Source organism: Phyllobacterium sp. P30BS-XVII, from assembly GCF_014138335.1.
GTDB classification, from domain to species: Bacteria; Pseudomonadota; Alphaproteobacteria; order Rhizobiales; family Rhizobiaceae; genus Phyllobacterium; species Phyllobacterium meliloti.
Window position 1 is genome coordinate 288,192 of the sequence record NZ_JACGXO010000001.1, and the last position, 14,205, is coordinate 302,396.

A 14,205-nucleotide genomic window follows, 5' to 3' on the forward strand; every position below is an offset into this window, starting at 1 on the left:
AATTAAGATGGACGTTCGCGTAAGTGGTGTACGCAAGGAATTTGATCGCTTTCCGGCGTTGCACGACGTATCGCTCGATATCAATTCGGGGGAACTGATAGCATTGCTCGGCCCATCGGGATCAGGCAAGACAACGCTCCTGCGCCTGATTGCTGGTCTGGAAACCCCGACCGAGGGCAAGGTGTTCTTCGGTGATGAAGATGCATCTCTGAAATCCGTGCAGGAACGCAATGTTGGCTTCGTGTTTCAGCACTATGCCCTGTTCCGGCATATGACTGTGATCGACAATGTTGGTTTCGGTCTCAAAGTACGCCCCTCTGCCAGCCGCCCGAGCAATGAGGAAATCCGCCGCCGCTCGTCAGAGCTGCTCGATTTCGTGCAGCTGAGCGGACTGGAAAAGCGCTACCCGGCCCAGCTTTCCGGTGGCCAGCGCCAGCGCGTCGCCCTTGCCCGCGCCATGGCGATTGAGCCGCGCGTATTGCTTCTTGACGAGCCATTCGGTGCGCTTGACGCCAAGGTGCGGAAAGAACTGCGCCGCTGGCTGCGGGAAATTCACGACAAGACCATGCACACGACGGTTTTTGTGACGCATGATCAGGACGAGGCACTGGAACTCGCCGACCGTGTGGTGGTGATGAGCCAGGGCAAGATCGAGCAGATTGGCACACCCGATCAGGTCTATGACACGCCCAATTCTCCGTTCGTCTATGGCTTTATTGGCGAATCAAGCTCGTTGTCGGTGCGGATAGAAAGCGGCGAGATCTGGCTGGCGGATCGCGCGCTCGGCCTCAAGAACGATGCTCCCGACGGCGAAGCAACACTTTATTTCCGCCCGCATGATGTCGAACTGGTCGATGGTTGCGGCGGCTGCATTGCCGGGACTGTCATCGCAAGCCGACGCGTGGGGGCGACAAGGCGTGTGGAACTTGAAATCGGCGGCGCGGCGGAACGCGTCGAGATTGAAATTCCCGCTGATCATCCGGCCAAGGAAAAGAGCCGCATCGCCTTTCGTCCCAAGCATTGGCGGGTTTTTCCGAAGGTTTAACCCTCCTTACGACCGACACGGAAAGCCGGAGTTCCCCTCCGGCTTTTTTGCATGTCCGCTATATTTGCTGTTACTGATCGGGAAACAGTCTGTTCACAAAGCCTATGGCATTCCGTGAACGGCTACAACGTGGTTTGCGCGCAATGCCCCTGTGCAGTCCGCTATGAATTGCCTAAGATAAACAGATGGAAATTTGACTCATTTTCATCAAAACTGATCGGCAAGGGTAAAAGTGATGGTAGCTTAGTTGCTCCGACCCGATTAGATCGTGACTCCTCTATGGGTCAATCGACCCGTTATTATCGTCTGTGTTGCAGCCCTGAAGATTTTTTCTTCACAACCGAAACGAAGGCAAATGGCCCTACTGTCTTTTTTTAAATCTTTCACACCACAGAAGAATGCCGTTGGTCAGATTTTTTCGGTCCAACCCAATCCAATCAGAGCACACTACAAATCCATCGATGATCTGCGAGATATGGGTGCGCGCGTGGCGCGCGGCGAAGACATCCGCTTGCCCGATTATGAACCGATGGTCTTTGAGCAACGCACCGTCGAGAATGCGCGGCTGATCCTGCACTCCTATCGTTCCTCCGACGCGGCTGCACGCAAGGGCGAAACGATTACACCGGCAGCGCAGTGGCTCCTCGACAACTACTATCTCGTTGATCAGAACATCCAGCAGGTCGAACGCGATCTTCCGAAAAAATTCTTCCGTCAATTGCCGCCATTGAAAGGCAAGCCTGAGATTCCGCGCGTCATGGCCCTCGCCTGGCTTTATGCGGCTCATACGGACAGCCAGTTCTCGCTCAGCAGCCTGACCGCCGTGGTCGAAGGCTTCCAGACCGTTTCGCCGCTGCATATTGGCGAGCTTTGGGCGCTGCCTTCAGCTGTGCGCTTCATCCTCATCGAGAATGCGCGCCGCCTGTCTTTGCGCGTCGAGCGTGCCCGGCGCATGCGCGCCTATGCCAATAGCGTTGCCGATGAAATCACGCTCAACGCCGACAAGGACACGCTGCCGCAGCTTCTGGCGCAGTACACCACGGCTGCGCGCGACAGCACATTTGCTACCCATTTGCTCTATCGCCTGCGTGGCGGCGCGATGCATTCCGGTGCTGCCGTTGCCTGGCTGGAAGAAGAGCTGGAGAAGAACGGCAGTGACGCGGAAGACGCCATTATCCAGGAACATACACGCCAGTCCACCGGCGGCGTTACCATGGGTAATCTTATCCGCAGCCTGAAAGCCATTGACGACGTTGACTGGATTACATGGTTCGAAACCGTCAGCGGCGTTGACGCGGTACTGCGCGAACATTCCAACTTTGACGCGCTCGATTTCCACTCCCGCAACGCCTATCGCGTCGCGATTGAAAAGATCGCGCGCCGCTCCGGCAAGAGCGAGCAGGATATCACACAGGCTGCACTTGATCTGGCCCATCACAGCGCCGAGACCAAAGGCGACGAGAAAAGCGTTACCGTGCAACGCAAGCGCGATGTCGGCTATTATCTCGCGGGTGATGGACGCTCCGAACTCGAGGAAACCTGTGGTTCCACGCCAACCGTGCTGCAACGCTGGGTGCGGTTCTACAAGATGCTTGGCCTTGCCGGTCTGTGGGTTCCTGCCTCCGTTATCTCCATCGGCATTCTGTTTCTGATCCATTATTGGCTGCGCCGCTATGGCCTGCCGAGCGATACGGTTCTTCTGCTGACGATACTGGCCGTCTTCCCGACGATGGAAACCGCCAATGGTTTCGTCAACTGGATCATTCCGATGTTCATGCCGCCAACACGGCTCATTGGTTTCGAGTACAAGAACGGCCTGCCGCCGGAAGCCAAAACCCTCGTGGCGGTGCCGACGCTGATCACCTCACGCGATTCCGTTGACGAGCACATCCGCAATCTCGAAGTGCATTATCTGACCAATCCGCGCGGCGAAATTTATTTCGCGCTGCTGACCGACTGGGCCGACAGCAAGGTCGAGCAGAACGAGAATGATCTCGATATTCTTGACTATGCCCGCGAGAAAGTAACCGCGCTCAACCAGCATTATACTCAGGGCGGAAATCCACGTTTCTTCCTCCTGCACCGCAAGCGTCTGTACAATGCACAGGAAGGCCGCTGGATGGGTTGGGAGCGCAAGCGCGGCAAGCTGCATGAACTCAACCTTCTGCTGCGCGGCGATAAGGATACAACCTATTTCCCCAGCAATGAGGAAGTGCCCACAGACATCAAGTTTGTGATGACACTCGACTCCGACACGCGTCTGACGCCGGATTCCGTCAATCGTCTTGCGGGCAAGCTCAGCCATCCGCTGAACCGTCCGATCTATAAGGAAAAATCAGGCCGTGTGACGAGTGGTTATGCCATTCTCCAGCCGCGCGTTACGCCGTCTTTGACGACGGGTGACGATGCGTCATTCCTGCAGCGTGTTTTCTCGGTCAATCGCGGTATCGACCCCTATGTCTTTGCCGTTTCAGACGTTTATCAGGACGTGTTGGGTGAAGGCACATTCACCGGCAAAGGCCTCTACGATATCGACTTCTTTGAACTGGCCCTTGACGGCAAGATCGATGAGAACACTGTTCTCAGCCACGACCTTCTCGAAGGTGGCTATGCCCGTGCGGCTCTCGTCAGCGATGTCGAGGTGGTTGAAGATTATCCTACCGGATATAATGTCGACATTTCCCGTCACCATCGCTGGACCCGTGGTGACTGGCAGCTTCTGCCTTACCTCTTCAGCACCAAGCCGGGTGTGACAGCTGTTACCCGCTGGAAAATGACCGACAATCTGCGTCGCTCGCTGACACCGGTTTTCTGGATTATCGCTTCGATTGCCGGCTGGACATTGCTGCCACCGGGTGTTGCCGCGCTATGGCAATTCTTCATGATCTTCAGCATGTTCATCGTCCCGACGATGATCCTGTTCACCAACCTTGTGCCGACAGATATGAACCTGTCGCTCAAGGGCCATTTTCAGGCGATCCTCACCGATATCTTCTCCGGTGCCGCCGATATTGCACTGCGCATTACATTCATCGCCAACATGGCCTGCCTGATGGCGGATGCCATTGCCCGCACGCTCTACCGCGTGTTCATCTCGCGCAAGAACCTGCTCGAATGGCGTGCTGCGGCACAGGCCAAGGCCAGCGCGCCGGATACGCTGCAATATTATGCCCGCCTGATGTGGCCAGCTGTTATCGTCGCCATTGTTGCCATTGCACTGCCGCTTGCCACCCATAACCGGGCATGGTTCCTTGCCGTGCCTTTTGCGCTGATCTGGTTCTTCTCACCTGTCATTGCATGGCTGGTCAGCCGTTCGGCCAAGCCGCTGGATGATCTGAATGTCCGCTCTTCTGATAAGAGCGAGCTGCGCCGGTTCGCCCGCCGCACCTGGCATTATTACGATACGTTCGTCACCAAAGAGCAGAATTTCATTCCGCCTGACAATTTTCAGGAAGACCCGCATCCGGTTATCGCGACACGCACATCGCCAACCAATATCGGCATGTATCTGCTGTCAACGGTGGCTGCACGCGACTTTGGCTGGATCGGTTTCAACGAGACGCTGACGCGTATCGATGACACGCTGACCACGCTAGAAAAGATGGAAAAATATCGCGGCCATCTTTACAACTGGTATGAGACGACCACTTTGCGGCCCCTTCTGCCACTTTACGTCTCGTCGGTGGATAGCGGCAATCTCGCCGGTCATCTGGTGGCGCTTTCCTCCGCTTTGGAAAAGTGGGCCGAAGCACCATCTGTCTATCTGCAAAGCGATCTCGACGGTATTCTCGATGTCAGCGATATCCTTGAAGAGGCGATCAACGATATTCCCGATGAACGCCGTGTGCTGCGGCCACTGCGCCGCCGTTTGGATGAGCGGGTGGCGAACTTCCGCCGTGCCATCACAACCATCAAGGAAGAGCCTGAAACCGCTTCCCTGCGCACTATCAATCTTTCGCTGTTTGCCGGTGATATTCAGCGGCTGACCGAGGAACTGCATGGCGAGCTTGAAAGCCCGCTGAGCACCGTTGCCAATGGCTGGGCGCTGCTTCTGGTCAAGACCTGTCAGGCCCATACGGACGATGCCATAGGAACACATGATGGTACGGACAGCCTGCGCGAACGTCTGGTTTCGCTGGCAACCCGGGCCCGGCAACTGGCCTTTGATACGGACTTCACCTTCCTTGAACGCAAGGAACGCCGTCTGCTCTCAATCGGTTTCCGTGTCGACACCAATGAGCTTGATGCCAGCTGCTACGATCTTCTGGCTTCGGAAGCCCGTCTTGCCAGCCTCTTTGCCATTGCCAAGGGCGATATCCCTGTTGATCACTGGTTCCGTCTTGGCCGTCTTCTGGTTCCGGTTGGCTGGCGCGGTGCGCTGATCTCATGGTCAGGCTCCATGTTCGAATATCTCATGCCGCCACTGGTCATGATCGAACCTTTGGGCTCCATGCTCGATCAGACCAACAAGCTGATCGTTCAGCGCCAGATCGAATATGGCGAGTCAAAGGGTCTGCCGTGGGGTATTTCGGAAGCCGCCTATAATGCGCGCGATCCGGAGATGAACTACCAGTACACCAACTTTGGTGTTCCAACGCTCGGCCTGAAGCGTGGCCTTTCCAAGAACTATGTGGTGGCGCCCTATGCCAGCATCATGGCGGCGCAGTATCGCCCGGCGGAAGCTGTGGTCAATCTGAAGCGCCTGCGCGAAATGGGTGCGCTGGGTCAGTACGGTTTCTATGATGCCGTCGACTTCACCCGCTCCCGCGTTCGCGAAGACGAGGAATATGCCGTCGTTCGCAATTACATGGCGCACCATCACGGCATGTCGATTGTTGCTGTCAACAATGTGGTGTTTGAAGGCCGCATGCGTGACCGCTTCCATTCGGACCCCGTGATTGAAGCTGCCGAACTGCTGCTGCAGGAAAAAGCCCCACGCGAAATTCCAGTTCTGCAGGCGAAGGCCGATAATCCCATGCGCAAGGCCGTGGAAAGCGGCGAAGAAACGGCGTCTATCCGTTTCATCAAGAACCCGCTTTCCGCCCCGCGCGCCACGCAGATCATGTCGAACGGCCATTACTCGGTCATGGTCACTGCCAATGGTGGCGGTTACAGCCGCTGGAATGGTCTTGCCATCACGCGCTTCCAGCCTGATCCGCTTGAAAGCGGCTATGGCACGTTCCTGTTCCTGCGCGATCTCGACAGCGGCGAATGGTGGTCGGCGACCGGTGATCCCGTTCGGGCTGCCGGCGAAAAAAGCACAACCATCTTTGCTGACTACAAGGCTGAATTCGTCAAGGAAAACGGCACCATCCAGACCACGGTGGAAACCATCGTCGCTTCGGATTCCGATGGCGAAGGCCGACGCATCATCATCACCAATACCGGAACAAAAGACCGGATCATTGAAGTGACGTCCTATGCGGAACTGGTTCTAACGGCTGACGATACGGATACTGCGCATCCGGCCTTTGCCAAGATGTTTGTGGAAACCGAGATCGACCCGCGCGGCGATACGATTTATGCGACGCGCCGCAAGCGGGGCAGCGGCGAGCCCGATATTCACGTGGCCCATGTGGTCACGGATGGTTCGGGCGCGATGCGCGAAATTCAGGCGGAAACGGACCGGCGGGCATTTATTGGCCGCGGCCGTAACCTGCGCAATCCGGCCGCCTTCGATGAGGGCGTCACCCTCAATGGCAGTCAGGGATTTGTGCTCGATCCCATCGCTTCGCTGCGTTGCCGCGTACGGGTTCCTGCGCACAAGCGTGTGACGCTGGTTTACTGGACCCTTGTCGGGCCAGACCGGCATGAGCTGGAAGAAGTCGTCTCGCGCTTCCGTCACCCGGATTGCTTTGCCCGCGAATTCTCGCTGTCTTGGACAAGTTCGCAGGTGCGGCTGCATCATATCGAGATCAATCCGGATGAGGCCGCGGACTTCCAGCGCGTCGCAACCAGCCTGATCTATACGGACAAGGCTCTGCGCCTGCCGTCCGAAAGCATCGCATCCGGCCTTGGCAGCCAGTCCGATCTCTGGCCCATGTCCATCTCAGGCGACTTCCCCATCCTTGCACTGCGCATCGACGATGAAGCCGATATGGAAACGCTGAAGAATGTGCTGAAGGCACAGGAATACTGGCGGGCGAAGGGGCTTGTGGTCGACGTTGTCGTCATCAATGAGCGCTCCTTCTCCTATGCTCAGGATTTCCAGCGCGGGCTCGAAGCGATCTGCGAAAACAGCCGCAACCGTGGCGGGCAATATGGACCGCGTGTCCATATCTTCACGGTGCGTAAGGACCAGATGAGCGATGCGAGCTATAATACCCTGCTCGCCTCCGCCCGTATCGTCATGCATGCCCAGAACGGTACGCTGGTCGAGCAGTTGAAGCGTACGGAAGAACTGGCGGCGGCAGACCTGCAACCAGCCATTACTGCTTCCGGCAAAACGCTCGCTACCGGTGACACCGGCCTTGATGACATGCGCGCCATTGCCCCAGCACCGACCCAGCTGGCAAGCAAGCGTCGCCAGAAAACAGATGGCGGCGATCTTGCCTTCTGGAATGGTTTTGGCGGTTTCGACATGAAGACCAATGAATATGTCATCCGTCTTGCCGACCGGGCCAACACACCGCAGCCCTGGATCAATGTGATTTCCAATGCGGGCTTTGGCTTCCACGTTTCGGCTGAGGGTGCAGGCTTCACATGGTCCAGCAACAGCCGCGACTATCAGTTGACGCAATGGTCGAACGATCCTGTGATCAACCGGTCGGGCGAAGCGATCTATGTCGTTGATCTCGACAAGGGCACGGCATTCTCGCCCACCGCTTCGGTGCTGCGTGATCCTTCGGTGCAGTATGAAACACGCCATGGCCAAGGCTATTCGACGTTCCTGTCGCGACATGGCAATGTTGGCTTGGAACTGACCCACACAATCGATACGGAAATGCCGGTGCGTGTGTCCAGTCTCAAGATCACCAATAATGGCGGAACAGCCAAGCAATTGCGTGTCTACGGTTTCGTGGAATGGATGCTTGGCAATTCGCGGGCGAAAACGGCGCCGTTCATTGTGCCATCGCATGATGTGGAAAGCGGCGCACTGTTCGCCCGCAATCCTTATGGTGCTGACCGCAAGGATCACGTCGCATTCTTTGCCTCAAACGTGAAACCGCAATCGGTGACATCGGACAGGACAGAGTTCTTCGGCCCATTGGGTTCGGTTGATCAACCCGTGGCTGTGCTACAGGCAAAAACCCTGTCGAATGTGGTTGAAGCGGGGGGCGATCCCTGCGCGGCAATGGCTGTCGATTTGGAAATCGCTGCCGGAGAAACCAAGGAAATCCTGTTCTATATCGGCGATACTGCCGGTGCCACCGAAGCTCGCCGTGTGCTTTCCGAACAGCTGAAAAAGCCGTTTGAGAAGACGCTTGCCGCTTCCAAGGCAATCTGGACCGGGTTCCTCGACGGGTTGCAGGTGGATACGCCTGATGACGCGTTCGACGTGATGGTCAATCGCTGGCTGCCGTATCAGAGCCTTGCCTGCCGCATCTGGGCACGCACGGCCTTCTATCAGGCCAGTGGTGCCTTTGGTTTCCGCGACCAGTTGCAGGATACACTGTCCATGCTGGTGCTTGATCCGTCTCTGGCCCGTCACCAGATCCTGAATGTCGCTGCCCGCCAGTTCAAGGAAGGCGATGTTCAACACTGGTGGTTGCCAACATCGGGCGCCGGTGTACGCACGATGATTTCCGACGATGTGGTCTGGCTTGGTTATGCCATTGCGCACTACACCTCGGTAACGGGCGATATGAGCATTCTGGATGAGCAGATCGCCTTCATCGAAGGTAAGGCTCTGGAAAATGGCGAACATGACGCCTTCTACCAGCCGACAATCGCTGCTGATAAAGTGACAGTCTACGAACATGCAGCGCGGGCACTTGATCTTGCCATCGCCCGCACGGGTTCGCATGGTCTGCCACTTATGCTCACCGGCGACTGGAATGACGGCATGAACCGTGTCGGCGAAGAGGGCAAGGGCGAGAGCATCTGGCTGGGCTGGTTCCTGATCAGCACCTTGCGCGATGTTCTGCCGATTGCCCGCCAGCGCAAGGACACTGACCGCGTCAAGCGATGGGAAGCCCATATTGAAAGCCTCAAGGCCGCGCTTGAAAAAGATGGCTGGGACGGCGAATGGTACCGTCGCGGCTATTTCGACGACGGCTCGCCTCTGGGCTCCAAGACAAGCGAAGAGTGCAAGATCGACTCGATTGCCCAGTCCTGGAGCGTGCTCTCGGGCTATGGCGATGCGGATCGTGCCAAGCAGGCGATGCAATCCGTCGCGACGCATCTGGTGGATGACGAAGTGGATATCATCAAGCTGTTCACACCGCCCTTCAACAAGTCGCGTCACGATCCGGGTTATATCAAGAGCTATCCGCCGGGCGTGCGTGAAAATGGCGGTCAATATACCCATGCGGCCACCTGGGCTGTGCTTGCCATGGCAAAGCTCGGCAATGCCGACGAAGCCTATCGCTGGTTCAGCAAGCTCAATCCTGTGAACCATTCGCTGGATGCCGATAAGGCCGAATCCTACCGGGTTGAGCCCTATGTTGTCGCCGCTGACGTTTATTCGGTTGATCCGATGCGCGGACGTGGCGGCTGGACCTGGTACACGGGTTCCGCTGGCTGGCTTTACCGGGTGGCGACGGAAGGCATTCTCGGTATCAGCCGCCAGAATGACCGGTTGTTCGTTGACCCTGCCCTGCCAACCGCGTGGACCGATGGCTTCAGTTTCGTCCTGCGCAACGGCAAGGCGCGCTATACGGTCGAGGTGAAACCAGCCGCCAAGGGCGGCAGGAAGATCACTGTGGATGGCAAGAAGCTGGCGAAGGCCGATGCGGGCATTCCGCTTGAGACATCAGGCGAGCACAAGGTGCTTGTGGAAGTTGTGCCGGGAAAATAGCCAGCGGCTTTCACCGCTGACTTCAATATTTACTCCGCCGCCTGCGCTTCGGTGCTGGCGGCGGTTCTGTTTCTGGAAACGAGAAACGCCAGAATGAAACTGGCTGTCAGCAGAAGCACGATGGTTGGTGCCGGAGCACTATCGAGAAAGAAGCTCAGATAGATACCGGCAAGCGACGTGACCACTGCAACCGCCGCTGATACGAGCAGCATCTGCTCGAAGCGTTTGGTCAGAAGAAAGGCAATCGATCCCGGCGCAATCAACATGGCAACGGCAAGGATGATACCAACAGCCTTGAGCGCGCCGACGATGGTGAGCGACAGGATACACAGCAAGCCGTAATGCAGGAATTTGACCGGTAGACCAATCGCCTGTGCGTGCTGCGGGTCAAAGGCGTGCAACAATAAATCCCGACGCCAGATACCGAGCGCCAGCAAAGTGACTGCTGCAATGACGCCTGTCTCGGCAATATCACTCCATGCCACGCCGAGCATATCGCCGAACAGGATATGATCGAGATGCACGTCGGACTGGATCTTGGTGTAAAGCACGATGCCAAGCCCGAACATGCCGGAGAATACCACGCCCATAACCGTGTCTTCCTTGACCCGGCTGTTCTGCTTGAGAAAGCCGGTTGCCAGCGCGCAGATCATCCCCGCTGCGAAGGCACCAATGGCAAGCGGTATGCCTGCAATATAAGCAAGAACAACACCGGGCAGCACCGCATGAGAGATGGCATCACCCATCAGCGACCAGCCTTTCAGAACAAGAAAAGGCGAGAGCAGGCCCATGGGGACGGCCACCAGAAGCGTGATGACAAAGGCCTGCTGCATGAAGCCGAAATTGAATGGCTGCAACAGAAGCTGGATTACATCGCTCATGCGCCCTCCTCCAGCGCCAGTTTCGCGCGGCGGCGTGCGGCAAGTGTTCCGTGTTTGGGAGCGAAAACAAAAGCGGTGAGAAAGACGAGCGTTTGCAGAACCACGATAATGCCGCCGGTGGCGCCGTCGAGAAAATAGCTCAGATAGGCTCCAACAAAACTGGTCAGCGCGCCAATCGCCACACTCGTCTGGATCAGACGCGGAAAACGATCATGCAGCAGATAGGCCGTCGCTCCGGGGGTGACGACCATGGCCACAACCAGAAACGCGCCCACCGTCTGCATGGCTGCAACCGTCGATGCGCTGAGCAGCGTGAAGAACAGAATTTTAAGCACAGGCGGATTAAGACCGATTGATCGGGCGTGGTTTTCATCGAAGAACGTCACCATCAAATCCTTCCATTTGACGAGAAGGACCGCCAGCGAGACGCCGCAAATGATGACCAGTTGTAACGTATCTTCAGGTGTGATCGCCAGAATATTGCCGAGCACGATGGTCTGGATGTTCACCGAGGCCGGTGACAGCGACATCATGAACAGGCCGAGACCAAAGAAGGAGGTAAAGATAAGGCCAATAATGGCATCCTCTTTCAGCTTGGTTCGCTGGTTCAGGAACAACATGGCGACGGCCGCAAGACCACCGGAGAAGAACGCCCCAATGGAAAAAGGCAGGCCGAGCATATAGGCACCGGCAACGCCCGGTACGATGGAATGGGAGAGCGCATCGCCAATCAGCGACCAGCCTTTCAGCATCAGATAGGCCGAAAGGAATGCGCAGACACCGCCAACCAGCGCGCTGACCCACATGGCATTGACCATGTAATTGTACGAGAACGGTTCAAGCAGAATTTGCATCATGGCTTCGACTTGCCTTTGCCACTCTTGGGCTCACCGTAGATGACGAATGGCCGCTCGTCATCGCTGAGCACCGTCACGCTGCGCGGGTCCGCATCATCGTGAAGATCGACACCGCCAAGAATGAAGTGCCGGAGCACACCGCCAAAAGTCATTTCCAGATTGGCCTGCGTGAACACTTTTTCGGTCGGACCAGAGGCAAGAACCGTGCGGTTGACCAGCACGGCCCGGTCGCAGAATTCGGGCACACTGCCGAGATTATGGGTGGAGACAAGCATAACCTTGCCATCATCGCGCAATGATCGAAGCAGGCCGATAATCGCCTCTTCGGTGCGCACATCGACACCGGTAAACGGCTCGTCCAGCAGAATGATATCCCCTTCCTGTGCCAGCGCGCGGGCCAGAAACACCCGCTTCTTCTGGCCGCCGGAGAGTTCGCCGATCTGCCGCTTACGGAAATCGGTCATACCGACCCGTTCCAGCGCTGCCGTCACCATGTGCTGGTCACGCTTTTTCGGCATACGCAGAACGTTCATATGGCCGTAGCGTCCCATCATCACGACGTCCTCAACCAGTACAGGAAAATTCCAGTCGACATCCTCGCTCTGCGGCACATAGGCAACGACATTGCGCTTCAGCGCCTGCCCTGCCTTTTCGCCAAGGATCGATACCGACCCTTTGGCAAGCGGGACAAAGCCCATGATTGCCTTGAACAGGGTGGACTTGCCGCTGCCATTCACACCCACCAGAGCGGTGATCGAACCGCGCGGAATGTCAAAACTGGCATTGCGCAGGGCCGTATGACCATTGCGATAGGTGACGGTGACGTCATGTACGGAAAGACCAGCCCCTCGCTTTGCAGCGGAGGGGCTGGCGAGCGCTTGGGAGGTTACGCTCACGGGGCAAATCCTTTGGCTACGGTTTGTGCGGTGGTTCGCAGCAGGTCGAGATAGGTCGGCACCGGTCCATCGGGATCGCTGAGCGAGTCGACATAGAGAACACCGCCATATTTGGCGCCGGTCTCGCGCGCCACCTGCTTGGCGGGCGATGCGGAAATCGTGCTCTCACTGAACACAACCGGGATTTTTTCGGCACGCACCTTGTCGATGACCTTACGAACCTGCTGGGGCGTACCCTGCTGATCCGCGTTGATCGGCCAGAGGTAAAGCTCTTTCATGTCGAAATCACGGGCGAGATAGCTGAAGGCACCTTCACTGGTCACAAGCCAGCGGCGCTCAAGAGGAACGGCAGCAAGGCTCTCGCGGATGGGCGCAACGGTGGCTTTGATCTTATCCGAATAGGCCGCAGCATTGCGGTCATAGATTGCCGCATTATCCGGGTCATATTTGCCAAGCGCCTTACGGATATTCTCCACATAGATCAGAGCAGCATTGGGCGACATCCACGCATGCGGATTTGGCTTGCCCTCATAGGGCCCCTCGGAAATACCCATGGGTTCAACGCCCTCGCTGACAACAGCACTCGGCACGTTTTTCACATTGCCAAAGAATTTTTCGAACCAGCGTTCAAGGCCAAGACCATTCCAGAGAACGAGATTGGCGTCCTGTGCTTTCAGAATATCACCGGGTGTCGGCTGGTAATCATGGATTTCCGCATTGGGCTTGGTGATTGAATCCACATCGGCCGCGTCACCCGCAACATTGCGTGCCATATCGGCAATGATCGTAAAGGTAGTAACCACCTTGAACTTTTTGCCATCAGCCGCGGATGCCGGGCCAAGAATCGTCAAAAGAGCAAAAACAGCAATCAACAGTCGGGAAAATCTCATATCGCCTCCAGCATACACGGGAAAATGACGCGGGTTTTCAGCGCCATTGTTACTCCATAACGTTCGCTTTTTCATTCGTCAATGCAAATGCAAATGATTTGCAAAAAGAAATTCTTACCGACGGGCTGACACACCGGTTGCTTCAATCACTGAAATTCTGTGCAACAATGCCGATATCTGGGTGAGCCAGTTGAGAATCTTTGCAACTGAGCGCGTTCTGGCGCATAATCGCGCTCATGAAACATGCACTCAATCAGAAGCCGGATTACGAGAAAGAACTGCGCAAGGCGGGCGTTCGCATCACCCGCCCCCGCCGAATCATTCTCGATATTCTGACCTCCACGGAAGACCATCCGGATGCGATGAAAATCTTCCATCGTGCCATCGAGATTGACGACAGCATTTCGCTCTCGACCGTGTATCGCACCATGAACCTCTTGGAGGAGATGGGGGCGATCCATCGCCATGCCTTCAATGGCGGTCCGTCGCGCTTTGAACAGGCGCATGGCGAGCATCATGACCACCTGATCGATGTCGATACGGGTGATGTGATCGAGTTCCAGTCTGACAAGATCGAGAAGTTGCAGGAAGAAATCGCCCGCGCCCTTGGCTATGACATCATCCATCACCGGCTTGAGCTTTACGGGCGGAAATCAAAACGGCCTGAATAAGTCTGC

The 14,205-nt window shown here is 56.6% G+C and carries 7 protein-coding genes; 3 read left to right on the forward strand and 4 right to left on the reverse strand.

Annotation, left to right across the window (positions count from 1 at the left end; genetic code table 11):
- The first annotated feature begins 7 nt into the window (after positions 1 to 7).
- Together FHW17_RS01435 and FHW17_RS01440 are read left to right on the forward strand one after the other, a co-directional pair.
- Complete coding sequence (locus tag FHW17_RS01435; RefSeq protein ID WP_113095130.1) at positions 8 to 1,045, forward strand: sulfate/molybdate ABC transporter ATP-binding protein; 1,038 nt, start codon at positions 8 to 10, stop codon at positions 1,043 to 1,045.
- A 355-nt stretch (positions 1,046 to 1,400) separates the two neighbouring features.
- Positions 1,401 to 10,004 carry a glucoamylase family protein gene (locus FHW17_RS01440; RefSeq protein WP_182509058.1) on the forward strand — a complete coding sequence of 2,868 codons (8,604 nt, stop codon included), beginning with the start codon at positions 1,401 to 1,403 and terminating at the stop codon, positions 10,002 to 10,004.
- A 29-nt stretch (positions 10,005 to 10,033) separates the two neighbouring features.
- Here FHW17_RS01440 and FHW17_RS01445 read toward each other — a convergent pair whose 3' ends face one another.
- The 4 genes from FHW17_RS01445 to FHW17_RS01460 are packed head-to-tail and all read right to left on the reverse strand — an operon-like array spanning position 10,034 to position 13,528.
- Positions 10,034 to 10,885: a metal ABC transporter permease gene (locus tag FHW17_RS01445; protein ID WP_112528104.1), complete on the reverse strand. Its 852-nt coding sequence runs from the start codon at positions 10,883 to 10,885 to the stop codon at positions 10,034 to 10,036.
- The gene (locus tag FHW17_RS01450; protein WP_112528102.1) at positions 10,882 to 11,742 is read right to left on the reverse strand and encodes a metal ABC transporter permease; all 861 of its coding nucleotides are present in this window, start codon (positions 11,740 to 11,742) and stop codon (positions 10,882 to 10,884) included. Before FHW17_RS01450 ends, FHW17_RS01445 begins: the two co-directional genes overlap by 4 nt.
- Positions 11,739 to 12,638, reverse strand: a complete 900-nt coding sequence (locus FHW17_RS01455) for a manganese/iron ABC transporter ATP-binding protein (RefSeq protein ID WP_182509059.1) — start codon at positions 12,636 to 12,638, stop codon at positions 11,739 to 11,741. Before FHW17_RS01455 ends, FHW17_RS01450 begins: the two co-directional genes overlap by 4 nt.
- A complete protein-coding gene (locus FHW17_RS01460) occupies positions 12,635 to 13,528 on the reverse strand; it encodes a metal ABC transporter substrate-binding protein (RefSeq protein ID WP_182509060.1) in 894 nt (297 codons plus the stop codon). The genes FHW17_RS01455 and FHW17_RS01460 overlap by 4 nt, the downstream gene beginning before the upstream one ends.
- Positions 13,529 to 13,764: 236 nt before the next feature.
- Between FHW17_RS01460 and FHW17_RS01465 the strand changes: the two genes are divergently transcribed.
- The gene (locus FHW17_RS01465) at positions 13,765 to 14,199 is read left to right on the forward strand and encodes a Fur family transcriptional regulator (protein ID WP_091878862.1); all 435 of its coding nucleotides are present in this window, start codon (positions 13,765 to 13,767) and stop codon (positions 14,197 to 14,199) included.
- Positions 14,200 to 14,205 lie beyond the last annotated feature (6 nt).